The 25136-nt window shown below is 71.8% G+C and carries 14 protein-coding genes, 1 tRNA gene and 1 pseudogene; 8 read left to right on the forward strand and 8 right to left on the reverse strand.

The window, feature by feature from the left end; all coding sequences use genetic code 11:
- Positions 1 to 110: 110 nt before the first annotated feature.
- Entirely contained in the window at positions 111 to 5756 is a 5646-nt protein-coding gene (locus AB0F58_RS06550; protein WP_357138946.1) for a type I polyketide synthase, read from the forward strand.
- A complete protein-coding gene (locus AB0F58_RS06555) occupies positions 5753 to 9811 on the forward strand; it encodes an alpha/beta fold hydrolase (RefSeq protein WP_357138949.1) in 4059 nt (1352 codons plus the stop codon). Before AB0F58_RS06550 ends, AB0F58_RS06555 begins: the two co-directional genes overlap by 4 nt.
- Before the next feature lie 139 nt (positions 9812 to 9950).
- Here AB0F58_RS06555 and AB0F58_RS06560 read toward each other — a convergent pair whose 3' ends face one another.
- The 6 genes from AB0F58_RS06560 to AB0F58_RS06585 form a co-directional block, all read right to left on the reverse strand.
- Complete coding sequence (locus AB0F58_RS06560; RefSeq protein WP_357138951.1) at positions 9951 to 10982, reverse strand: 3-oxoacyl-[acyl-carrier-protein] synthase III C-terminal domain-containing protein; 1032 nt, start codon at positions 10980 to 10982, stop codon at positions 9951 to 9953.
- A complete protein-coding gene (locus tag AB0F58_RS06565; protein WP_357138953.1) occupies positions 10979 to 11848 on the reverse strand; it encodes an alpha/beta hydrolase in 870 nt (289 codons plus the stop codon). Before AB0F58_RS06565 ends, AB0F58_RS06560 begins: the two co-directional genes overlap by 4 nt.
- Positions 11849 to 12397: 549 nt before the next feature.
- A complete protein-coding gene (locus tag AB0F58_RS06570; RefSeq protein ID WP_357138956.1) occupies positions 12398 to 13297 on the reverse strand; it encodes a hypothetical protein in 900 nt (299 codons plus the stop codon).
- Positions 13294 to 13677 (reverse strand): helix-turn-helix transcriptional regulator, encoded by a 384-nt coding sequence (locus tag AB0F58_RS06575; protein ID WP_357140368.1) that lies wholly within the window; start codon positions 13675 to 13677, stop codon positions 13294 to 13296. The genes AB0F58_RS06570 and AB0F58_RS06575 overlap by 4 nt, the downstream gene beginning before the upstream one ends.
- 412 nt (positions 13678 to 14089) lie before the next feature.
- Entirely contained in the window at positions 14090 to 14329 is a 240-nt protein-coding gene (locus AB0F58_RS06580) for a hypothetical protein (protein WP_357138958.1), read from the reverse strand.
- Positions 14330 to 14331: 2 nt separating this feature from the next.
- Complete coding sequence (locus AB0F58_RS06585) at positions 14332 to 15534, reverse strand: helix-turn-helix domain-containing protein (protein ID WP_357138961.1); 1203 nt, start codon at positions 15532 to 15534, stop codon at positions 14332 to 14334.
- A 346-nt stretch (positions 15535 to 15880) separates the two neighbouring features.
- Between AB0F58_RS06585 and AB0F58_RS06590 the strand changes: the two genes are divergently transcribed.
- The 5 genes and pseudogenes from AB0F58_RS06590 to AB0F58_RS06610 all read left to right on the forward strand — a co-directional run bounded on the left by AB0F58_RS06590 (position 15881) and on the right by AB0F58_RS06610 (position 23467).
- Positions 15881 to 16960, forward strand: a complete 1080-nt coding sequence (locus AB0F58_RS06590; protein ID WP_357138964.1) for a helix-turn-helix transcriptional regulator — start codon at positions 15881 to 15883, stop codon at positions 16958 to 16960.
- A 1005-nt stretch (positions 16961 to 17965) separates the two neighbouring features.
- Complete coding sequence (locus AB0F58_RS06595) at positions 17966 to 19411, forward strand: hypothetical protein (protein ID WP_357138966.1); 1446 nt, start codon at positions 17966 to 17968, stop codon at positions 19409 to 19411.
- Between the two features lie 1083 nt (positions 19412 to 20494).
- Positions 20495 to 22056, forward strand: a pseudogene (locus AB0F58_RS06600) (replication initiator).
- Positions 22053 to 22250, forward strand: a complete 198-nt coding sequence (locus tag AB0F58_RS06605) for an excisionase family DNA-binding protein (RefSeq protein WP_189048713.1) — start codon at positions 22053 to 22055, stop codon at positions 22248 to 22250. The pseudogene AB0F58_RS06600 and the gene AB0F58_RS06605 overlap by 4 nt, the downstream one beginning before the upstream one ends.
- Complete coding sequence (locus AB0F58_RS06610) at positions 22250 to 23467, forward strand: site-specific integrase (protein ID WP_357138969.1); 1218 nt, start codon at positions 22250 to 22252, stop codon at positions 23465 to 23467. Before AB0F58_RS06605 ends, AB0F58_RS06610 begins: the two co-directional genes overlap by 1 nt.
- A gap of 70 nt (positions 23468 to 23537) precedes the next feature.
- On the opposite strand, the gene AB0F58_RS06615 is transcribed toward AB0F58_RS06610, so the two are convergent.
- Positions 23538 to 23614: transfer RNA gene (locus tag AB0F58_RS06615), tRNA-Pro, on the reverse strand.
- Positions 23615 to 23724: 110 nt separating this feature from the next.
- On the reverse strand, positions 23725 to 24618 hold the full coding sequence (locus tag AB0F58_RS06620) for a metallophosphoesterase (RefSeq protein ID WP_357138972.1): 894 nt from the start codon (positions 24616 to 24618) through the stop codon (positions 23725 to 23727).
- A gap of 25 nt (positions 24619 to 24643) precedes the next feature.
- On the opposite strand from AB0F58_RS06620, the gene AB0F58_RS06625 reads away from it, so the two are divergent.
- Positions 24644 to 25099, forward strand: coding sequence for a GatB/YqeY domain-containing protein (locus AB0F58_RS06625; protein WP_357138974.1), 456 nt, complete (start codon positions 24644 to 24646; stop codon positions 25097 to 25099).
- The last annotated feature ends 37 nt before the right edge of the window (positions 25100 to 25136 follow it).

Below are 25136 nucleotides of genomic sequence, written 5' to 3' on the forward strand. Positions count from 1 at the left end.
CGTGGACACTCCGGCCTTTCGGCCCTCGGGCCAGCCAGATCGGTGGTCCAAAATGGCCGGTCCCGGCTGCTACGCTGCGCGCTGCTGTGAGCGTCCAAGAAGGAGCTTCCGTGGCTGACCGGCATCCTGATCCGACGCCGTTCGTCACCCGGATCGGTGCGCAACCACCGGGTCGGCGCGCCGAACTGGTCCTGGGCATGGTCCGCGAGCGGACCGGAGCCCTTCTGGGCTGGGAGGCGGCGGCGGTCGACCCCGACCGCCCCTACCTGGAGTACGGCTACAACTCGCTGGCCGCGGTCGAGCTGACCCGGATGCTCTCCGGCGAACTGGGCGACACGCTGCCGCTGACCCTGCTGTACGACCATCCGACTCCGCGGGCCGTCGCGGCGCACCTGCTCGACCGGCTCGGCTTCGCCGAGGTCCCGGCCGCACCGGCCGCCGCCGCCGACCATGCCGCCGCCGACCGGACCGACGATCCGGTCGCGGTCGTCGGGATGGCCTGCCGCTACCCGGGCGGGGTGACCGGGCCGGCCGGGCTGTGGCGGTTGGTGGCCGACGGGGTGGACGCGGTGTCGCCGCTGCCCACCGACCGGGGCTGGGACCTGGCCGCGCTCACCGACTCCGACCCCGACCGGCGCGGCACGACGATCGCCCGGGGCGGTGGTTTCCTCGACGACGTGGCCGGCTTCGACGCGGAGTTCTTCGGCGTCTCCGCCCGCGAGGCCACCGCGATGGACCCCCAACAGCGGCTGCTCCTGGAGAGCACCTGGTCGCTGCTGGAGGATGCCGCAATCGACCCGCAGAGCCTGCGCGGCTCCCGGACCGGCGTCTACGTGGGCCTGAGCACCCACGACTACGCCCCGCTGGCCAAGTCCGGTCCCGACGAGTTGCAGGGGCTGTGGGGCATCGGGACGGCCGGCGCGACCGCCAGCGGCCGACTGTCCTACACGTTCGGCCTGGAAGGGCCGACGATGACCGTCGACACGGCGTGCTCGTCGTCGCTGGTGGCCGTCGACCTGGCCCGCCGGTCGCTGCTGCGCGGCGAGACGTCCCTGGCGATCGCCGGCGGGGTCGCGGTGCTGGCCACCCCGGAACTCTTCGTCGAGTTCACGCGCCAGGGCGCCATCAACGCCGACGGGCGGTGCCGGTCGTTCGCCGACACCGCCGACGGGACGGGCTGGGCCGAGGGCGTCGGGCTGGTGCTGCTGGAGCGGCTCTCCGACGCGCGGCGCCACGGCCACCGGGTGCTCGCGCTGCTCCCGGGCAGCGCGGTGAACTCCGACGGCGCGTCCAACGGGCTGACCGCACCGAACGGGCCGGCCCAGCAGCGGGTGATCCGGCAGGCCCTGGCCGACGCCGGGCTGACCGCCGCCGACATCGACGCGGTGGAGGGGCACGGCACCGGCACGGTGCTCGGGGACCCGATCGAGGCGCAGGCGCTGATCACGGTCTTCGGTACCGACCGGCCCGCGGACCGTCCGCTGCGGCTGGGGTCGCTCAAGTCGAACATCGGCCACGCCCAGGCGGCGGCCGGTGTCGGTGGGCTGATCAAGCTGGTGCAGGCGCTGCACCACGGCGTGCTGCCGCGAACGCTGCACGTCGACCACCCCAGCACGAAGATCGACTGGTCCGGCGGGGCGGTGTCGCTGCTCACCGAGCCGGTGCCGTGGCCGCGCGGGGCACGCCCCCGGCGGGCCGGGGTCTCCGCGTTCGGAGTGGGCGGCACCAACGCCCACGTCATCGTCGCCGAACCACCGGTCGAACCGTCCGACGGCCCACCCGTCACGTCGGGGTCCGCCGACCCGGCCGTCGTGCCGCTGGTGCTGGCCGGACGGTCCGCCGGGGCGCTGCGCGACCGGGCCCGCGACATCCGGGACCTGCTCACCGCCACGCCGGAGCACCGACCGGTGGACGTGGCCGCGGCGCTGCGGCGCGCCCCCGGCCGGTTCGCGCACCGCGCGGTGGTGCTCGGCGCCGACCGCCCCGCCCTGCTCGACGGCCTCGACGCCGTCGCCGCCGGCCGGTCGGCCGACAACGCCGTCGTCGGGGTGCCGCGCCGCAGCGGTCGGACCGCCTTCGTCTTCCCCGGCCAGGGCTCCCAGTGGCCCGGTATGGCGCTCGACCTGCTCGCGTCCGCCCCGCCGTTCGCGTCCCGGTTCGCCGAGTGCGTCGACGCCCTGCTGCCCCACGTGGACTGGGCGCCGTACGCCGTCCTGCGCGGTGAGCCGGGCGCCGCCGACCCCGACCGGGTCGACGTGACGCAGCCGCTGCTGTTCGCGGTGGCGGTGTCCCTCGCCGAGCTGTGGCGGTCGTACGGGGTGGTGCCGGACGCCGTCCTCGGCCACTCCCAGGGGGAGATCGCCGCCGCCTGCGCGTCCGGCGCGCTGTCGATCCGCGACGCCGCCCGGGTGGTGGCGGTCCGCAGCCGGAAGATCGCCGAGATCGCCGGCGGTGGCGCCATGCTGTCGGTCGGCGAGTCGGCCGACCGGGTCCGCGAGCTGATCGCCGGGGCCGGAGGCAACCTCGCCGTGGCCGGCCTCAGCGGCCCGAGGTCGACCGTGGTGAGCGGCGACGCGGCCGACGTGGCGGCGTTCGCCGCCCGCTGCGCGGCGCAGGACGTCTGGACCCGCCCGATCCTGGTCGACTACGCGTCGCACTCCGCCGGGATGGAGCCGCTGCGCGGTCCGCTCGCCGGGGCGCTCGGCGGACTGCGGTCGGCGGCCGGCGACGCCGAGTTCTGGTCCACGGTCACCGGCGGGCCGCTGGATCCGACGACCACCCCGCTGAACGGCGAGTACTGGTACCGCAACCTGCGCGAGCCGATCCTCGCCGAGCAGACCGTTCGCCGGATGATCGACGCCGGCTACCGGACGTTCGTGGAGATCAGCCCGCATCCGGTGCTGTCGGTGCCGATGGAACAGATCTTCGACGCGGTCGGTGGCGCGGACGAGGACCGGCCGGTCCTGATCGGCTCGCTGCACCGTGACGACGGCGGGCTGGACCGGTTCGCGCGTTCGCTGGCCGACGCCGACACGGCGCAGGTGCCGGTCGACTGGAGCCCGCTGACCGGTCCCGGGGATCCGTCCCGGGTGCCGCTGCCCGGATATCCCTTCCAGCGTCGCCGGTACTGGGTGGCGGCCCGGCCCGCCGGCTGGGACGCCGGGGCGGCCGGGCTCGGCCCGTCGACGCACCCGATGCTCGGCGCCGCGACCCGGCTCGCCGACGGTGGAGGCTGGGTGTTCACCGGTCGGATCGAGCCGGGACAGCCCGGCTGGTTGGCCGAGCACGCGGTGCACTCCTCGGTGCTGCTGCCCGGAACCGGTTTCGTGGAACTGGCCCTCTACGCGGCCACCGCGATCGGCTGCGACCGGGTGGCGGAGCTGACCATCGAGGCGCCGCTGGTGTGCGCCGACTCCGGCGTCCACCTACAGGTGACCGTCGGCGGCCCGAACGACGCGGGGGAGCACCCGGTCGCGGTGTACTCCCGACCGGCCGACGCGGATCCGCTCGACCCCGAGGGCTGGACGTGCCACGCGACCGGCTCGGTGGACCGGGCCGGGCCACCGGTGCCCGCCGACCTGACGCCGTGGCCCGGTGCCGCGACGCCACTGCCGGTGGCCGGGCTCTACGACACGCTGGCCGACCGGGGGCTGGAGTACGGTCCGGCGTTCCGGGGGCTGCGGGCCGCCTGGACCGACGGGGCCGGGCGGCTGGCGGAGGTCGCCCTCGACCCGCAGACCGCGGACACCGCCGGGCGCTACCTGATCCACCCGGCGCTGCTCGACGCGGCGTTCCACGTCGGGCTGCCCGGCGACGACCGGACGTACCTGCCGTTCCGCTGGTCCGGGGTGCGGGTGCACCGGCCGGGACGGGCGGCGCTGCGGGTGCGGCTGACGGCGGCGGAGCCCACCCGGGCCGGCCTGATCGGCTACGACGACACCGGCCTGCCGGTGGTCAGCGTGGACTCGGTGACCGCCCGCCCGGTGACCGCCGCCGCGCTGGGCCGCCCGACGGATTCGGTGTACCGGCTGGCCTGGGGCCCCGCCGGGACGGGCCCGTCGACGCCACCGGCCTCCGTCGAGCGGCTGCCCGCCTTCCCGGACGCCGATCCCACGGCCCGGGTCCGGGCCGCGACCGGCTGGGCCCTGACCGTGCTCCAGCAGCTGCTGACCGGTGAGTCCTCGGACGCGCGGGTGGCCGTCGTCACCTCCGGCGCGGTGGCCGTGACGCCCGGGGAGGCGCCGGATCCGGCGGCGGCTGCGGTGTGGGGCCTGGTCCGTTCGGCGCAGAGCGAGAACCCCGGCCGGGTCCTGTTGGTCGACGTGGGCGTCGACGAGCCGCTCCCGACGGCGCTGCCCGACGACGAGCCGCAGCTCGCGATCCGCGCCGGGACGGTGCACGTGCCCCGGCTGGTGCCGGTGACCGGTCCGGAACCGGACGGGCCGGTGCTGCGCACCGACGGCACCGTCGTCGTCACCGGCGGGACCGGCGGGTTGGGTGCCGTCGTCGCCGAACACCTCGCCGTCGCGCACGGCGTACGGCACCTGCTGCTGCTGAGCCGGCGCGGCCCGGACAGCCCGGAGTTCGCCGGGCTGGCCGGTCGCCTGGCCGAAGCCGGCGCCACCGTGGACGCGGTCCGCTGCGACGTCGGCGACCGGGCCCAGCTTCGCGCCGCGTTCGCCGGGGTGCCGGCGGACCGCCCGGTACGCGCGGTGGTGCACGCGGCGGGCCTGCTCGACGACGCGCTGGTCACCGCCCTCACCGCCGACCGGCTCGACCGGGTGCTGCGCCCCAAGGCGGACGCCGCGCTGCTGCTGGACGAGCTGACGGCGTCGCTGGACCTCGACGCGTTCGTGCTGCTCTCCTCGGTCGCCGGCACCCTCGGCGGGCCGGGGCAGGGCAACTACGCCGCCGCCAACGCCGTGCTGGACGCGGTGGCGGCCCGGCGGCACGCCGCCGGGCTGCCGGCCGCTTCCCAGGTGTGGGGCCTGTGGGGCGAAACCGGGGTGATGGCCGGGCAGGGGCGCGACGCGGACCGGGCCAGGGTCGCCGCCGCCGGGATCGCACCGCTGTCCACCCTGGACGGCCTACGGCTGTTCGACCGGGCGCTCGGCGGGGCCGAGCCGGTGGTGGTGCTGGCCCGCTTCACCCGCGCGGAGCTGCGGGCCCAGGCGGCGGCAGGGCTGCTCCCGGCCGTGCTGCGCGGGCTGGTACCGGTCGCCGCCCGGCCGGCCGGCACCGGGCCCGGCCTCGCCGAACGGCTGCGCGGCGTGCCCGAGCAGAACCGGGCGGTACTGGTGGAGGAGTTGGTGCTCGACGCGGTGGCCGCGGTGCTGGGCCGCCCGTCGGGTGCCGGACTCCGCCCCGACCTGACCTTCAAGGAGCTGGGGTTCGACTCGTTGCTCGCGGTGCAGTTCCGCAACCGGCTGTCCCGCGTCACCGGGCAGCGGGTCGCCACCACCGTGGTGTTCGACCACCCGACCCCGGCCGCCATCGCCGCGTTCCTGCTGGCCGGGCTCGACCTGGACGCGCCCGACGAGGGGCCGCCGGACGTCGACGCCGAGCTGGACCGGCTGGCCGCCCTGCTCGCCGGAGTGGCCGCACCGGACCGGCCCCGGGTGGCCACCCGGCTGCGCGGCCTGCTCAGGGAGGTCGAGCCCGCCGAACCCGGGACCGACGACGCCCTGGCCGACCGGATCTCCTCGGCCGACCGGGCCGACCTGATCAACCTGATCGACTCCTTGGGGGTGGCGTGACCGGCACCGACGACGACACCCTGCTGGAGTACCTCCGGCGGGTCACCGCCGAGTTGCAGGACTCCCGCCGACGTCTGCGGCAGTTGCGCGACCGGGCCGACGAGCCGATCGCGGTCATCGGCACCGCCTGCCGGTTCCCCGGCGGCATCCACGACGGCGCCGACCTGTGGCGGCTGCTCGACGCCGGCGGCGACGTGGCCGGGGACTTCCCCACCGACCGGGGCTGGGACCTCGACGCGCTGTTCCACCCGGACCCCGACCGGCCGGGCACCTCGCACGCCCACGCCGGGGGGTTCCTCGCCGACGCCGCCGGGTTCGACGCTGAGTTCTTCGGCATCGGGCCCCGCGAGGCGCTCGCGATGGACCCGCAGCACCGGCTGCTGCTGGAGCTGGCGTGGACCGCGATCGAGGACAGCGGCATCGCCCCGCACTCGCTGGCGGGCTCGCGTACCGCCGTGTTCGCCGGGCTGATGTACCAGGACTACGGCTGGTTGACCCAGGGCGCGGATGCGGAACTGGGCGGCTACCGGGGCATCGGGGCGGCGGCGTCGGTGGCGTCCGGGCGGATCGCGTACACCCTCGGCCTGCACGGACCGGCGGTCACCGTGGACACCGCGTGCTCGTCGTCCCTGGTCGCCACGCACCTCGGGGTGGCGGCGCTGCGCCGCGACGAGTGCGACCTTGCCCTGGTGGGCGGCGCGACGCTGCTCGCCACCCCCGGCGTGTTCACCGAGTTCTCCCGGCAGGGCGGGGTGTCCCGGGACGGCCGGTGCCGCTCCTTCGCCGAGGGCGCCGACGGCACCGGCTGGGCCGAGGGTGGGGCGGTGCTGGCGCTAGCCCGGCTGAGCGACGCCCAGCGGCTCGGCCACCGGGTGCTCGCCGTCATCCGGGGCAGCGCGGTGAACGCCGACGGCGCGTCCAACGGGCTGACCGCTCCGAACGGGCCGGCCCAGGAGCGGGTGATCCGGGCCGCGCTGGCCGCGTCCGGCCTGACGCCGGCCGACGTCGACCTCGTCGAGGGCCACGGGACGGGCACCAGCCTCGGCGACCCGATCGAGCTGGGCGCGCTGCTCGCCACCTACGGACGGGACCGGCCGGCCGACGCGCCGGTGTACCTCGGTTCGGTGAAGTCCAACCTCGGTCACACCCAGGCCGCCGCCGGGGTCGCCGGGGTGCTCAAGGCGGTGCTGGCGCTGCGGCACGGCCGGATGCCCCGGTCGCTGCACGCCGAGCGGCCGACCAGCCGGGTGGACTGGTCGACCGGCGGGGTGGCCCTGCTGGGCGCGGCGCGCCCGTGGCCGGCCGGGGCCCGCCCGCGTCGGGCCGCCGTGTCGTCGTTCGGGATCAGCGGTACGAACGCGCACCTGATCCTGGAGGAGGCGCCACCCGCGCCCGAGCCGGCACAGCGGCGCCCGGTCGACGGTCCGGTGCCGGTGCTGCTGTCGGCCCGCTCGGCCGCCGCCCTGCGCGAGCAGGCCGCCCGGCTGCGCGTACGGCTCGCGGAAACGGCCGGGGAGCCGGAACCGGCCCTGGTGGACGTGGCCCACGCGCTAGCGGCCGGGCGTACCCGGATGGAACACCGGGCGGTCCTCGTCGCGGCCGACCGTACCGAGCTGCGGGCCGCATTGGACGAGGTGGCCGCCGGCGGATATCCCGAGGACGGCGCGCTCGGCGTGGCCGGTGCGCCCCGCCGTGGGGTGGTGGCGCTCTTCACCGGGCAGGGCAGCCAGCGGGCCGGGATGGGCCGCGAGCTGGCCCGGCGGTACCCGGTCTACGCCGAGGCGCTGGAGGCGGCGTGCACCGCGCTGGACGCCCATCACCACGACGACGGCGACGACCCGCCGGTCCGGGTGGCGCTGGCCGTCGAGCCCGGGTCGGCGCGGGCGGAGCTGCTGCACCGAACGGGCACCGCCCAGCGGGTGCTGTTCGCGGTCGAGGTGGCGCTGTTCCGGCTGCTGGAGAGCTGGGGCCTGCGGATCGACTTCGCCCTCGGGCACTCGATCGGGGAGTTGGTCGCCGCGCACGTCGCCGGCGTGCTGTCCCTGCCCGACGCGGCCCGGGTGGTCAGCGCGCGGGCGCGGCTGATGCAGGCGCTGCCCGGGGCCGGGACGATGGTCGCGGTGCAGGCGGACGCCGACGAGGCGGAGAAGCTGATCGCCCAGGTCGCGGACCGGGTGGCGCTGGCGGCGGTCAACGGGCCGGAGGCGGTGGTGCTGTCGGGCGACCCCGAGGCCCTCGACCCGATCGTCGACCGGCTGCGGGCCCAGGGCCGCCGGGCGAAACGGCTGGCCGTCAGCCACGCGTTCCACTCGCCGCAGATGGACCCCATGCTCGCCGCGTTCGCGCGCGAGATCGACGGTGTGCCGGCGGCGGCCGGCCGGGTACCGGTGGTGTCCAACCTGACCGGGCTGCCGCTGGCCGCCCCGGACGCCGGCTACTGGGCGCGGCAGGTCCGTGGCACGGTCCGGTTCCTGGACGGGGTCCGCTGGCTGGCCGCGGCGGGCGCGAGTACCTGGGTGGAGTTCGGGCCGCACGGCGTGCTGACCCCCGCGGTACGGGACTGCCTGCCGGCGAGCGGCACCGCCCTGCTGGTCCCGACGTTGAGCGCCCGGCGGCCGGAAGTCCAGTCGCTACTGACCGCTGCCGCCGAACTCGACGTGGCCGGGGTCGAGCTGGACTGGCCGCAGGCGCTGAGCGGTGACCGTCCCTGCCCGGTGTCGGTCCCCACCTACCCGTTCCAGCACCGGCGGTTCTGGCCCGGGGCCCGGCCGGCGGGGGTGTCCCGCGTCGGGCCGTCCTCCGCCGACGTCGGCCCGGTCGAGGACGGGCCCGTGACGGTCACCTCGCTGCCGGACCGGGCGGCGGTGGCGGCGCTGGTCACCGGCCAGGCCGCCACCGTGCTCGGGCACTCCCCGGGGACAGTGGTCCCCGGCGACCGGCCGCTGCTCGAACTCGGCTTCGACTCGATGGGCGCGGTGCACCTGCACCGGCGGCTGGCCCAGGCCACCGGGCTCGACCTGCCGGCCCGCACGCTCGTGGAGCACCCGACGCTGGACGGGCTGACCGACCACCTCTGGTCCCGCCTCGGCCGACCGGCCGGGCCCGTGCCGGGCGGGGACCCCGACAAGTCGGGTGGCGGGCTTGGCAAGCAGGGCGGCGACTCCGACAATCCGGGTGGCGGGCTCGACAAGTCGGGCGGCGGGTCCGTGCCGGGCGGCCGGCGGGAACCGGCGCGTGGGTCCGGGCCGTTCACCGCGATGCTGCGTACCGCCGCCGACACGGACGACCTGCCGCGTGCGGTGCGCTGGCTGAGCGAATCCGCCCGCTACCGCCCGAGCTACGCCACCGCGTCGGAGGCCCCGGCACCGGTGAGCGTGCTGATCTCCGACGGGACGGCGCCCGCCCTGGTGTGTCTACCGTCGTTTCTCGCCGGGTCGGGGCCGCACCAGTTCGCCCGGTTCGCGGCGGCCCTGCCGACCAGGCGGCGGACGACGGCGGTGCAGCTACCCGGTTCCGGTCCCGGGGAGCTGCTGCCCGGGAACTGGGACGCGCTGCTGGACAGCCTCTGTGCCGCCGTGCTGCACGCCGCCGGCCCGGGCGAGTTCCTGCTGGTCGGGTACTCGATCGGCGGAGTGCTGGCGCAGGGCGTGGCCGGCCGGCTCGCCGGCACCCCCCGGGCCCCTCGCGGGCTGGTCATGCTCGACACGTTCGAGCCGGGGCGGGCCGACCGGGCCGACACCTTCGCCTGGGCGATGGGCGCGATCCTGGACCTGGATCACGAGTACCTGTCGATCGACGACGACGCGGTGCTCGCGATGGGCGGCTACCTGCGGACGCTGGACGGCTGGACGGCCGAACCGGCCCCGGTGCCGACGCTGCTGGTGCACGCGGAGCCGACCGACGGCTCGGGCCGGTGGTCCCGCTGGCAGGTCGACGGCACCGTGGTCACCGTCGCCGGTGACCACTTCTCGCTGCTTCAGGAGGACGTGAAGGCGACCGCCGCAGCGGTCGACGCGTGGCTGGCCGGATGGGACGGCGGGTCGGACCGGCGGTGACCCGCCCATCGTGGCTGGCCGGGCGGGAGGGGCGGCCCGGACCGGCGGTGACCCCCGCCCAGCGTGGCTGAGCGGGCAGGACGGGGGGCAGGGCCGGCGGTGGCCGCCCCGGTGGTGGGGGCAGGCTCCGGCGGTGGGGTCAGGCTTTGGCCTGCCAGCGGAACGCGGCGGCGGCGGCGAAGTCCCCGGCGTGGGCGAACCCGGCCATGACCACCAGGTCGCCGGGACGGACCCGGCCCCCGCGCAGCGCATGGTCCAGGGTCACCGGCAGCGCTGCGCCGTAGAGGTTGCCGAGGGTGCCGTAGGTGTCCAGGTGTCGCTCGGGCGGGATGCCGAGGGCGTCGCGCCAGTTGCGGAGGAAGGTCCGGTTGGGCTGGTTGGTGATGAACACGTCGATGTCGGTCACCTTGACGTCGATGTCCTCGCACAGCTCACGGACCACCTCGGGCACCACGCGGTTGCCGAGATCGAGCGTCTGCTGGGTGCGGGTCGGGTCGAACCGGACGTCGACCTGACCGGTCCCCGGCTCCCAGTACTTGCGTCCCTCGACGCCGACGCGCAGGTCGGCCGCTGCCGACGGGGTGTTCCGCACGGCGGTGCCGAGCAGTGGTGACCGGTCGTCGGCGGTGAGCACCGCCACCCCGCACCCGTCGCCCGGCGTACGGGCATGCGGCAGGAGGCGGACCTGAGACTGGCTGAAGACCTGACCGCCGGCGTTCTGCACGTTGGCCAGCAGGGCGGTCCGCGCCTGGCCGGTGGAGATCAGCGCACCGGCCAGCCGCAACATGTACGCGAACGAGGCGCAGCCGGTGTTGTGCAGGTCGATCATCCATTCCGGCGCGCAGCCGAGCAGCGCGGCGGTCTCTGCTCCGCACCCGGTGAACAGCTCGTCGGGTACCAGCACGTTGGTGAGCAGGATGTCGATGTCGGTGGCGGCGATCCCGAGGCGCCCGAGCAGCGGCGTCGCCGCCCGGTGGATCATGTCGCTGGCCCGTTGGTCGGGTGCGACGTGGTGGCGCAACGAGGGTGGCCCGACCAGCGGGCTGTGCAGCATCGGGTCGTCCGGCAGCGGCCCGTCGAAGAAGAAGTCCAGGCCCACCACCTGCTCCGGCAGGTAGGCGCCGACCCCCGCGACGCTGACCGTGCGGCCGGCAGTGGACCCGCCGGTCACTGCGGCGCCCGCCCTCGCCCGTCCGCGTCGTCCGTCCGGCGCAGGAACTCGCGCAGCGCGGCGGCCAGCGCCTCCGGCCGGTCCTCGGGGATGAGCGCGTACGAGTCGTCGATCTCGACCAGCTCCGCGTCGGGGAACTCGCGGGCCAGGCGACGGCCGTGCTCGACCGGCATGACCCTGTCCTCGGTCGCCCACACGATCAGGGTCGGCCGATCGAACGCGACGGCACGCTTGGCGATGTCGGCGAGTTCCGCCTTGTCGGGGACGCTCACCACGTACTTGCGCAGGTCGCGGCGGATCGCGGGATCCGACTGCATCGGCTGCGACCAGCGGCGCATGACGTCGCGGGGCACCGGACGCTTGGCCATCAGGCCGAACGTGGTGGGCAACCGCTGGAGCAGCCGGAAGCGCAGGGCGGTGGCGGCGAGCAGGAGCCCTCCGGGCAGCTTCGACATCTGGAGCAGCGACTTGCCCGGCTGGCCGGGCGGGTAGTTGTCGTACGCCTCGCAGGAGGACAGCACCAGTCGGCCGACCCGGTCGGCGAGCCCGTCGGCGATGAGCACCTGCGGCCCGCCCCAGTCGTTGGCGACCAGCGCGACGTCGCGCAGGTCGAGTGCGTCGAGGAACTCCGCGACCAGCTTCACCATGCCGTGCATGGTGAGGTCGGCGTCGGGGCGCATCGGCCGGCGGTGCCCGCCGAGCGGCAGGGTCGGGGTGATGCAGCGGTAGTCCGCAGCCAGCGCCGGCACCACGTTGCGCCACAGGGAAGCGTCCATCGCCACCCCGTGCAGCAACACGACGACGGGCCCGGTGCCTCCGGTGTCGTCGTAGTCGATGGTGCCTGCGGACAGGGTCACTTCCGGCACGGGGCCTCCTGGGGTCGCGGCCGAACCTCCGGCACCGACAGGTCGATGCCCGGAGTCACTATGTGGACAGCGGCAGAGGGCCGGCGACGTGTCGGGAACGCGGCGACCTGCTGCCGCCGACCGACCCGATGAGGTCTCGCATCCCGCACCCGATCATGCTCGCCGATCATATCCCCGGCCGGGTCGGGCGGGCCACCCGGAACGAAGCACCCACGAGCAGACGTGTCCGCAATGGACTCTGAAAAGCCCGACTGTCCAAACAGGTCGGAGTCGAGCCCAGTTGTACGTCATCGGGGACAGTCGGACCGACGATCCGCGCGAGCACCCCGTCAGCCTGAAGATCCCATCACGATGCCGGGCCACCTTCCGGGGCGGCGCGGCCCTGGTGCTGCGCCCCAGCTCGCGGCACCGGAGTGGTAGGTATCGGCATCCTCTGGAGCTGCCCCGTCCATGCGTCCGCGTGCGCTAACGGAACTGTCGCCCTCATTTGTACGCGACCAGCGATTCTTGCCCGGGGGGTCCGGCCGCGGCCGGACCTCCCGTCGTCGGTCAGGCGCGGGTGCGCTGTCGCAGCCGGGTCGAGACGACCGCGCCGACTGCCATGAGGACCGCGAGGACCAGGGACGGCAGGGCGTCGGGCCGGCGCAGCAGTTCCCCCGTCGACACGGCGTTGCCCAGTTGGTAAAGCGTGCCCAGCAGGAGGGTGGGGACGACTGCGATCAGCAGTCGCTGGTCAGCCGTCGCCACCCACAGGAAGGCGGCTGCCCCGGCGATCACCATGGTGGCGGCCGCGATCCGCGAGCTCGTGTCGACCATGCGGAAGCCTCCCGCAGGGATCAGATGCAGGGCGAGTATGCCGGCGGTGACCAGAACGGCGTTGGCCCGAGGCGCCGGCGGTACGTCCGCCGGACGCCGCAGGAACACCATGATCAAAGGCGTGGCGACAACCGGTGCCCACCACTGCGGCAGGCCGTTGAGGAACAGGTACGGGGAGATTACGGTCGGCACCACCACCGCCGCAGCCACCACCAGGACGGCAGCGGTGCGGGTGCGGCCGGCGACGAGCGCCACCAGCGCCGCGATCACCATGACCTCGTAGATGCCCTGATCCCGCAGGACGGCCAGGGGGTCCGAGAGTCCGCCGAACTGGAACGCCTCGACGAGGTCGTCCAGGCCGATGAGCGCACCCAGCGCCAGCACCGCCATGGCGCCCAGGTGGATGCCCTGCCAGAGCAGCACGGCGGTGGGCCGGGCTGCGGTGCTGCCACCGTGCACCTGTAGGGCGCCCCGGATCAGCGAGGCCGCCTGCCGGACGCTGGGCCAGCGGCGGGTGGTCGGTTCGTCGCCGATCAACGTGTCGATCAGTTCGTCGGTGCGTTCGCGGCGGTAACTAGCCGGATAGGCCCGCAGCAGCATGCGGTAACGCTTCTCCAGAACATCGGAACTCATGCTGGTCTGATCCTCGCGGTAGAAGGTTGACGGGTGCTTCCCTGCGGTGAGATCCGGCGCGGCAGGCGGTCCATGACCACCCGGGCGGCCCGAGCGAGCCGGTCGGCCTCCTCGGTGAGTACGTGGTAGCCCTCGTCCGTGAGCCGGTAGTAGCGACGGGCACGCCCATTGACGATCTCTTCACCGTCGGCCGTGATGAGTTCCTCGCCGAGCAGCCGGTCGATCACCGAGTACAGCGAGCCAGCAGCGAGGGTCACCCGCTCATCGGACAGCTCAGTCACCCGCTTGATCACGGCATAACCGTGGAGCGGTCCACCGAGCAGGGCGGCAAGGACGAAGTACGACGGTTCCCGCAGCGCGGGACGCGAAGTCGATCGCATGGCCTGAATATACAAGCAACATGAGTATATAGCCAAGATGACTGTTCGCAGTGGTCGGCTTGCCTGACCGTCCTCAGTAGGCGTCTCACTCCGGACCACCGCCCGCGCACCGCCCGGCACAGTCTTGAGTGGTCAGCCTTCCGAATGTGCGACCGACGGACAGCGAGCGGTTCCAGCACAACTTTGAACCGGTATACGCACTCGACCCGCGACCGGGATCGTCGGGTGCTCACACCGTTCGCTGCCTTCTCGCTGCCTGCGGACGAGTAGTGATCGCCAGGAACGAATCAGGGCCCATCTTGCGGAGGGGCCTTGACCTGCTCTTACCTCTGGTCGGGGTAGCCGGATTCGAACTGACGACCTCTTCGTCCCGAACTCTCGGCGGGCCGGTCCGATCGGGTGTCATCCGAGGTCATCCGGCCTGCTGCGGGTCGTCCGGGTCGGGTGTGGTCGGTTTGGTTGCTGTACTCCGCTGCTGTACTTCTTCGGCGGTGCGGAGGACGTTGCGGGCGGCGGTCGCCACCGGGCAGCCTGCGGTTCGGCAGATCGGGCAGTGTCCGTCGGGGCCGGGTCGGTGGTCGCGGAGGATCGCGCGGGCGGTGAGGATCAGCCGGTTACGGATCTGGGCCAGGGACAGGAACGGTGCGGTCATCCTCAGCCCACTCCGAGGGTGGTGGCGAGGTGGGTGAGCGTTGTCGGGGCGGTGGGCTCTCTGGCGACCTGGGCGAGGATGTCTCGGCCGCCTGGTCGGTGGCGGATCTCGGCGGGTGCGATCCGGTCGGCCTCCATCAGGACTCGGCTGGCGTTGACCGGGTCGTCGGCTTGGAGGTAGGCGCGGGCGGCGTCGATCAAGTGGGCGGCCCGGTGTTCGGCGGGCAGCCATCGCCAGCCGTCCCGTGTGGTGGCCTTCTCGTGTCGAGTTACCGCCTCGCGGGCTTCGCCCAACTCCACCGCTGTGGCGACCCGGGCCAGTTCCAAGGCCGTCGGCCCGAACGCGGTGCGGTGGTGGTCATGCCCGTCACCTACCCGGACGGCCATGTCGGCGGCTTCGTCGATCAGGTCGGCGGCGGTGCGGTCGTCTCCGATGCGGGCGGCGGCCAGGGCGGCCTGCACCAGCAGGGTGCCGCACAGGGACAGCTCGGCTGGGGTGCCGTACTCGATCACCGGTGGGGCGATGCGGTAGGCGGCGGCGAGCATCACGGACTTCGCCACCCGCGCCTGTCCCGACTCGCGCAACACCTGACCGAGCTGCACGGCAGCAGCAGCTACCGACACCCCGTCACCGGTGGCGGTGATCATGGCCCGGTCGACCGCCAGCCATGCCACGTCAGGGGCCCCGAGCTTCACCAGCAACGACGCCGTCACCCGGTACGCCTCCACCAGCGGCACCCGACCCGCGTCGGGATCGTGGGCGTGGGTGCGCTGTGCGTCGGCCAACAACCCCGGCACCAGGTCGACGACCTGCGGGTAGCGGGCGTGCTGAAAGGTGCTCCACACGTGCCCGACCTCCCGCGCCACCTCATCGGCCGGTTGGACAGGGCGGCGGGATGCCGGTCGCTCCAACGCGATCTCGTACCGGGACAGAGCCACCCGGATCCGCTCCACACCCTCGACGCGCTCGGTCACCCCGGCCGGCTGAGCGTCCCGGCCGAGCAGCACGGCCGTGTCGATCCGCAGAACGGCGGCGATGTTCTGAAGCGTCGACACCTTGTCCAGTGACCGGACACCCCGCTCGACCTTGTCCACCCAGCTCTTCGACTTGCCGAGCCGATCGGCGAGCACCTGCTGCGACAGTTTCCGCCGACCCCGCCAGTACGCGACTCGACGACCGACCGGCAGCAGGTCAGTGCTGTCCACGACGCCACCGCCGGTCCGGCACCGCCCGATCCGTGTCCTCGGCTGGTATTCGATCCGCCTCGGCCTGCGCGAGGATCCGCTGCCGTGCCGCTTCCTGTTCCGCCTGCTGGATCTGCTCGCCCCTCGGTTGGTCCGGAACGTCGTCGTTCATTCCCACCTCCGCAGTAAGAGGAGGGCGCGGCGGCGCTGCTCGTGGAAGGACCGAAGCCGCCGCGCCCGGCTGGCGACGCAACCAAGCCCGGTTCGCACACCGGCTGCGCCGACCGCGTCTGGGCTCTACTCTGTGACCCCACGACTACGCATCGGAAGCGTCTCGATGCTTTCAGGACCTTTCACAGGGGAGCCGATGGATGACCTCGGCGCACATCTGAGGCACGCTCGTACTGAGGCCGGCGTGACACTGGCCTCCATCGCGGCCCGTACCTGCTACTCGGCATCGCACCTCAGCAACGTCGAGGCGGGACGCCGGACCGCGACGCCGGATATCGTGCTCGCCTACGCGCGAGCGTTGGGAGACCCGGACGTGAAGCGCAGACACCTTCTCCAAGCCGTCACCATCGGGCCGATCGCTGCCAACGAGCTGATCCGCTCCGGCTTCACCGCCGCGCTGACCGGCCAGCGGGACAGCGAGGACCGTTGGCGTGACCGGGTCGAGCAGTACGGCCGGGACTACATGGAGATCGGCGCCGACAACCTTCAGACCCGGCTCGCCGGTGATCTCGTCGTCCTGCAACAGCAGCTCGACAGCCCAACGATGTGGGCGACCGCCGCCCGTGCACTCACGACCTACGGCAAGACGACCAAGGACCCGACCGAGGCAATCGGCTGGTACGACACCGCCAGGATCGCCGCCGACCGCTCGGGCGACCTGGCCGTCCGGGTCTGGGTACGCGGCCGGGCTGCCATCGCCCTGGCGTACGAAGGCGCGGCATTGCCCGTCGCAAAGCGGTACGCCGACGAAGCCATCGCTCTGTCCGACCGGCCATCGCTCGGTCGCCTCCAGGCCCTGATGGCCCGCGCCCACGTCGCCGCCGGACGAGGCGACATCGCCCGAGCCATCACGGCCGACGAAGACGCACGACGGGTCTTTGATCAGACCGCCTCATCAGACAGCGAGATCTCCGACGCCGCCGTACCCGCCTGGCGAATGGCCACCTTCCGGTCGATGCTCTACGCCCGACTCGGCATCATCGGCCCAGGCGAACAGGCCCAGGCTGACGCCGACCGGCTCCGACCAGCGTCACTGACCCGGTTCGCCACCCACATCGAGCTACACCGCGCCCTGATGATGACCAAGTCCGGAGACCGATCCGGGGGGCTCGCCTACGCCCGGCGGGCCTGGTCAACGCTGCCAGCAGATCGCCGCTCACAAACCCTCGGACTGGTCCTACAAGAAGTCGAGAGAGCGGCACGCAAGCCAGTCTGACCCCCGCTGGGGGGATGCGGACTGAACCTGTCGGCTGTTGTCGTCCGATGGTGCTCTGCGTCGCTGAGCAGGTGTTGAGCACCGTCGGTTCAAGTTCGGAGTTGACCTGTGTCGACGCTCGCGCTGCCTCCTCGCTGCCCGACGCCTCGCTTGTAAGTTCTGGGCGCTCCGTCCGGGCGCGTCCGCGCACGTCCCTGACGTCGGGCGCTGATCCGTAGCCCTCCTTGCTCGGACCTCCGCGTCCGGCCCTGTTGCTGTCACCGTTGCTGTCGCCAGTGCCCACCGCAACTTGCGGGAATAGGCGATGGGGGCCTCCCTCGGACGAAGGAAGGCCCCCATCGCGGGTAGAGGAACCGCTTGGGTCCTCGACCGAACCTCAGTGCCAGTGACCGGCTATGAGCAGAACCAAGTAGACGATCTTCAGCGAAGTCTCGACAACTCGTCCGATCTCGCTGCTTCTCCGCAGTACCTGGCTGCCACCTGCACGTTCCCGTCGCCGCACTCTCGGTTTGCGCGTGGAGCGCATTTCGGATCCTCTCCGGCCGCCGCCTCCCATCAGGGAGATGACGAACCCAGACCGGCGCTAGCGTTCCGGTCCGCCGCCTGGGGCTACGGCGGGAGGTGGTTCCTACCCCACAGTGGAGGGTAGCGGTTCTACGCAACAGGGCTTCACGGCAGAACCTGCCCGCCGACGACACCTGCGGACCGATGTCCGGATCGATGAAACCCTGCCCTTCCGCCTGGAAGCGCAGGGTGCCGACCAAGCGTGCCCCGCGTGGGCCCTGACGTCGATCGCCGATCCGCCATCGTCTCTCGTCAGCCCTTCATGTACTGCTCCCGCGAAACCAACCCCGCCCCTACCGGGTAAGCAGCAGGACCCGCTGGGATCATCGGCCTCGTTTGCTCAAGCAGTGCATACCGCTAGAGTCAACATGGAGCGTCTAGGGCTGGCTGAGGCACGGGGCTCCGCCACTCAGTTCGAAGAACGAAGAAGAAAGGAAGTCGGTGGAGGTCCTCCCTACAAAATTCGAGTCTGTATTGCGCATGGGGGCCTTAAATTACGCCCCTTTGATCCTCAAGGTAGACAGGGACTTACGTCAGTTTAGCAAGCTACTTCGATTCAATATGGCGCAAGGCGCAGGAACTTTAGCAGTAGTACACAACCCTCCCGGAAAGGGAAAGACTACCGCCGTATACGCAGCCGCAGTCCTCCTGCGAGAATCATTTAAACCCGTAATCTCCGTTCCTCCTCAGTTTTCTCTCCCGCTACGGAATATTCCTGAATGGGTTGTAGCTAACATTTCCGGCCAGATCGACGACCGCGCGACACTCGTTCTAATCGACGGACGCGAGAGCACCGATGACGAACAAGGGCTCCGAGACGTCATGGGGGCACTAAACAACCTAGTTCGCGGACGCCCCGATTTGCTGTTCGTCTGGCCGACCACCGATGAATCTTGGAGAGACCGTTTAGTCGGCACAGCCAGAAGCTTTGGAAGCGAGAGCTTCTGTCCAGACAGGGCAGTCTTTTCGATCGACGGTCCAGCCAAATCGCAATGGGTGGAGGCTGTCGGCCTAATCTTGGACCAGCTCAATCAAAGCTGGGACGAATTCGGAATTAACGAGTCCAGTGCAAGTGAGCTGGTTGACCAGTATTCGACACTGGGCGAATTTTTTACAGGCATTAACCAGATTCGCGTTGACCAAGAAGACTTCTCGGAGAACATTACGGGCCTCCCGGAAGTCATTTTCGTCGTATCATCACACTCGCAAGTCGTGGGACACGTTGCTCGGCTACGCAATCCAAATACTTATCGCCTTCGCACTGATGAGGTCATAAGCTCTGCACGATTCTCGGAGCCCGGGAAATTCTGGAGATCCCGAGGGGCGACACAGAAAAGCAACTTGGCATGGGTTTCATCCCTGCTGCAAGCCAAGCTTGTAGCACTTACCCCATCAACTGTTGCCCATGCATGTGGTATCGAGTCTCAAGCTGGCTCGCCCATCAGAAACGCCTTATCCGGCCTTGACTTCTCCCCAAACCGAAGCACCGGAAGGACAGCTTACAAGACCACCGATCTTGCCCGTTTCCTAGCCGGCGAACCCGTCCCGGAAGTCCTGACAACCAATAAGGGTAAGACATCCGAGTACACGCTCACCGCATACGATGCCATTCAAGCATTATCGAGCAAGCAGCACCGATCCATCAACGAGGCAATACTAAAATTCGTGGGGGATGCAGGTGAAAGATTCGATCCGAGGGACGTCAAATATGAGGTACCCCTCGGGGGAGACGCTATTGTAGATGCCATCGTGCCAGTCGACAATAGGCGACTACACCTAGAATTTCATCATCTCAGCTCCGCCCATTGCACACCCAATAAAATCGCCAGCTATATGATGAAAAAATTGCGAGTTTACGCCACCCAGTACAATCTTATTGAACGCTGATATCTGAGAAATCAAGTTCTTTGTCCATCCCGTCTGCCGTCGACCCGCCCGCTGGGGAGCGGGCCTCCGCCCGGCCCGCCACGTCAAGACGGCCTTGACGCCCGTACGGACGCTGGCGGGTCGGGCGGTGGTCTGCTCGGCTCGCCCGGGTCGAGGGTAGGCGGGATGGCTCCCACCGCCACCACCCACGGACCGCAAGCCGCCGACGGACCCCCGGCCATCCTGGAGCCGGAGCGCCCCCGCCGGAGGCGCAGTAACCGCAACCCCGCCACCGACCCGCCAGCCGCCGACGCGGCCGGCGTCCGCTCCCCCACGCCGCGCGGTGCTCGCCGCGCGGCCCGGCCGGCTGCCGGCCCCGCCACCCCACCGGGAAAACGGCCTGTCGTCATCCGGCGGCCCACCGGGCTACCCGCCCCTCCGCGCCAGCCGCCGGGCGTGTTGCGTGACCGGAGTCGGAGCGACAGCGGAGCGACGGGCACGCGCCCTGGCGGCGGCGCGTGCGGCCCGTTCAGGGCCGCCTTGATAGATGTACAGAAAGTCCTCCCACACCGGCCGGCAGCCGGCCGGATCGCCTCCGGTCGGGGTCACTGCGGGTCGACGTGTCGGTGCTCGGTGCTACCGTGGTCCTCGTCGAGCACGCCAGCGCGGCCTTCCTGCCGGATCGCTGAACTCGACTGTGGAGTTGCCGAGCGGCCTTCCTGCCGCTGATGCGGGTAACGTCCCGCCGGCTCTCGATCGCACCGGCCGCTGTGCCGGTTCCCGAAGTCCGCTGAGCGGCCCAGTATGGCCTTTCCTGCCGTCCACGGTGGCCCGGATTCGTGCACCTCGACGGGTGGGGATTGCCTGCGGTAACCCGCCGGAAGCCGACGACCAGGCACCCACCCGTCCCGGCATCACGCCCACGATCCCGCACCGGAAGGACGTTCCCGATCGGCGGTCAGTGGCTCGGCCACGCTTCCGCCCTCCGGCGTCAGCCGCCCTCCCCGGCGGTGCCAGGAGACACCACGAACACCACCGACGGACACCGCTCCGACAACCGGTGGCAGTTCGTACCCGTCCCCTGCCACCCCTGAGGAGAAACCCGTGTCCACCCTGATCACCCTGCACCGCCCCGGCCTCGTCGCGGGCCGGGACGCCCAAGCCCTGCATCGCGCCGGCACCCCGGACTTATTCGGCTGGTTGGAGCACACCCGCGCCGCCGGAGGCTGCACCCGTCCGATCCGCCTGACCGGCACCCTCACCGCCGTCGAGCCCGGCACCGGCCGGATGCTTGGAGAGCGGCACACCGACGAGTTACCCGACCGAACGTTGTACAAAGCGTGCGGCAACCGCCGTGCCGCCCAGTGCCCCGACTGCGCCTGGGTCTACGTGGGCGACGCCTTCCAGGTCGTCCGCTGCGGCCTCACCGGCGGCAAAACCGTCCCCACCACCGTCGCCCGGCATCCGGTCGCCTTCGCCACCTTCACCGCCCCATCGTTCGGTCCGGTCCATCACCGGCACATCCCCCGGCACACCTGCACCGAGCGGCGGCGCTGCGACTGCCGACCGGCACCCTGCCACGCCCGCCGCACCGCCGGCACCTGCTCGCACGGGCGGTCCGCGGCCTGCTTCGCCCGCCATGACGCCGATGATCCGCAGCTCGGTCGGCCGTTGTGCCTGGACTGCTACGACCACGACCACCAGGTCGTGTGGAATGCCTTCTCCGGGGAGTTGTGGCGGCGCACCAAGCAGGCCATCGAACGCCACCTCACCGCCCTGTGCCGTCGACGCGGCATCGGTCACGTCCAGGTCGTCACCGGCACCGGCAAGGTCCGTCGGGTGCCGCCGGTGCGGGTGTCACACGGCAAGGTCGCCGAGATGCAGCGCCGGGGCGCGGTGCACTTCCACGTCCTGCTCCGCCTCGACGGCGTCGACCCCCACGACCGGCACGCCCTCGTCCCGCCGCCGGCCGGCATCACCGCCGATGACCTTGACGCCGCCGTGCACGCCGCCGCCCGGCAGATCACCGTCACCACTCCCGCGCACCCCGACCGGCCGCAGGGCTGGTCGATCGCCTGGGGCGAGCAGATCGACGTACGCCGTATCGGTACCGGCGACGGGGACGTGACCGATGGGAAGGTCGCCGCCTACCTGGCGAAGTACGCCACCAAGTCCACCGAGGTCACCGGCCACTGCTCCACCCGCCTCACCCCCGACACCATCGACGCCTACGCCGACCCGGAAGGCGACCACCTGGCCCGTCTATCGACGCCTGCTGGCGACTCGGCCGTCCCACCCACCACCAGACCAGCAACACCGCCGCCCCGGCCGGCGAGCGTCAAGGCGACCTTGACAGCAAACCGAACGCCTACGCCGGGCTGCGCCGCTGGGCGCACATGCTCGGCTACGGCGGCCACTTCCTCACCAAGGCCCGCCGCTATTCGGTCACCTTCGGCCTGCTCCGGGAGACCCGCGCCGCCTATCGCCGCACCGAGGACGACACCGCCGACACGATCACCGTCGGCACCCTCACCTTCACCGGCTCCGGATGGCTGACCAACGGGGACGCCCTACTCGCCAACACCGTCGCCGCCCAACACCGCGAGCGCAGCCGCGTCGGCCGGGAAGAACTCGCCCACGAGGCGTGGTCGGGGGTGGCGGCATGACCCGACACCTCACCCCGCGCTGGTACTCACCCGCCGAGGTCGCCGTGCTGCTCGGCTTCGGCCTGTCCAAGGTCAAGATGAAGATCGCCACCGGTGAACTGCGCTCCATCAAGGACGGCAAGTACCGTCGCGTCCTCCCCGAGTGGGTCGACGAGTACGTCCGCGAGCAGGTCGAACGGCAGGAGGCCGCCTGATGCCCGGACGGTCACGCGCCAACGGCGAAGGCTCGATCTTCCCGTACCGCAACGGCTTCGCCGCCTACGTCTGGGTGACCAAGCCGGACGGCAAGCGCACCCGCAAGTACGTCTACGGCCAGACCCGCGAGGTCGTCCACGACAAGTGGATCAAGCTGCACCAGCAGGCCAAGGCCGGGCCGGTCGCCACCCGCGTTCCGTCCCTCGGTGACTACCTGACGTACTGGCACCGGGAGGTCGTGCGCCCCAACCTCGCGCCGCTGACCTGTGCCACGTACGAGACGATCCTTCGGTTGTACGTGATTCCCGGCCTCGGCGGGAAGCGGCTCGACCGGCTTCAGGTGCGCGACGTGCAGACCTGGATCAACGAGGTGGCCCGTACCTGCCAGTGCTGCGCCCAGGGCAAGGACGCCCGCCGCCCGGAACTCAGGCGGCGCTGCTGCGCGCTCGGCCGGTGCTGCGGTGACGCGCCGTCCGCCCGCACGGTCAAGGACATCCGGGGTGTGCTGCGCTCGGCGCTCAACCACGCCGCCACCGAGGAACTGGTCACCCGCAACGCTGCCGCGCTGGTCAAGCTCCCACCCGTCCGCCGTCGTAGGGGCCGGGCGTGGACCAGTGACGAGGCGCGTCGCTTCCTGGAGTCCGCGCGGGCCGACCGGGATCCGCTCTACGCGGCGTACGTGCTGATCCTGGTCCTCGGCCTGCGCAAGGGCGAGGTACTCGGTCTCACCGAGGACGCCGTCGACTTGGGGGCGGGGGAGTTGTCGATCGGCTGGCAGTTGCAACGGGTCGGCGGCCAACTGCTGCACCGCGAGACCAAGACGCAGACCTCGGACGCCACGCTCCCACTGCCGGACATCTGCGCGACGGCACTCGACCTCCGCAAGAGCGCGAAGAAGAACGACCGCGACCAAGCTGGGATTGCCTGGCAGGGCTCGCGGCTGCTGTTCACCACCCGCTACGGAACGCCCGTGGAGCCGCGCAACTTCAACCGGTCCTGGGATGCCCGCTGTGCCCGTGCCGGGGTCCGGAAGATCACCGTGCACGACGCCCGGCGTACCTGCGCGACCCTGCTCGTCGACCTGGACGTGCATCCGCGCGTCATCATGCAGGTGCTCCGGCACGCGGAGGTGTCGGTGACGATGGAGATCTACTCGCAGGCGTCCTCGGACGCCGCCCGCGACGCACTCAAGCGCCTCGGTGAGAGCCTGCGCTAGCCGCTGCTGTACTTCACTGCTGTACCAATGCACTGAGGGCACATCCTTCGATAGGATGTGCCCTCTTACCTGGTCGGGGTGGCCGGATTCGAACCGACGACCTCTTCGTCCCGAACGAAGCGCGCTACCAAGCTGCGCCACACCCCGAGGCGTGCGGACAAATACTAGCCCACCCGCCCCGGGGATCAAACTCGGTATCCCCCGCCCCGGTCCCGGCGTCCTACCCGGGGCGGTCCGGCCCCCTCACGGAGGTGGGATCAGCGGGGAATCAGCGTGAGGATGCTCGCCTCCGGCGGGCAGGCGAACCGGATCGGGGCGGTCGGGTGGGTGCCCAGACCGGCCGAGACGTGCAGCCACGAGTCGGATCCGGGCCAGCGGTGCAGGCCCTTCGCCATGGTCCGGGGCAGCCCGCAGTTGGTCACCAGCGCCCCCACCCCCGGTACGCAGACCTGACCGCCGTGGGTGTGCCCGGCCAGCAGCAGGTCGAAGCCGTCGGCGGCCATCTCGTCCAGCACCCGGGGCTCGGGGGAGTGGGTCAGGCCGAGGGAGACGTCGGCCGTCTCGGAGACCGCCCCGGCCACCAGCGAGTAGTCGTCCCGTTCGATGTGCGGGTCGTCGACTCCGACCAGTTCGACGACGCGCCCGCCGGCCTTGACCGTGGTCCGGGCGTTGTTCAGGTCGGTCCAGCCGGCGCCGGTGAACACCGCGCGCAGTTCCTCGTAGGGGAGGGTGACCCCGTCGACGTACTCGCGGTCGGGCAGGAAGTAGGTGAACGGGTTCTTCCAGACCGGTCCGGTGTAGTCGTTGGAGCCGAAGACGAAGGCGCCGGGGTAGCTGAGCAGGGGCTGGAGGGCGCGCAGTACGCCGGGCACCGCCTCGGGGTGGGCCATGTTGTCCCCGGTCACCACCACCAGGTCCGGGTCCAGGGCGGCCAGCGACGCCACCCAGCGTTGCTTGCGCTCCTGGTCAGGAGTCATGTGCAGGTCGGAGAGGTGCAGGATGCGCAGTGGTTCGGCGTCGGCCGGCAGCACCGGCACGTCGTACCGGCGGAGGGTGAACATGTTGCGTTCGACGAGCGAGGCGTACGCCAGGGTGGCCGCGCCGAGGGCGGCGGTGGCGGTCGCGAGCCGGAATAAGGTGCGCTTTCGCATGGCGTTCAGGGTAGTTTGACCGACCATGAGCACGCTTAAGGACCGCCTGACCGCCGACATGCGGGCCGCCCTGAAGGCCCGGGACGAGCTGACCACCTCCACCCTGCGGATGGCCCTGGCGGCCGTCGGCAATGCCGAGGTCGCGGGTAAGGCCAAGCGGGAGCTCTCCGACGACGAGGTGCTCGCCGTGCTGACCAAGGAGGCGAAGAAGCGCCGCGAGGCGGCGACCGCCTTCGCCGAGGCGGGGCGCACCGAGCAGGCCGGCAAGGAGACCGCCGAGGGCGAGGTGCTGGAGCGCTACCTGCCGAAGCAGCTCTCCGACGAGGAGCTGGCCGAGCTGGTCGCGGGGGCGCTCACCGCGGGCGGGTTCGGTGGCAAGGCCCAGATGGGCCCGGCCATGAAGGCGGCCCAGGCCGCGGTGGCCGGCCGGGCCGAGGGAGGCCGGGTGGCTGCCGAGGTACGCCGCCAGCTGGCCGTCTGAGCGGTCGGTCGACGCCGGTCGGGGTGATCGGCTGACG

Origin of the sequence: Micromonospora sp. NPDC023956 (assembly GCF_040639195.1) — a bacterium.
In the GTDB taxonomy this organism is placed as follows: Bacteria; Actinomycetota; Actinomycetes; order Mycobacteriales; family Micromonosporaceae; genus Micromonospora.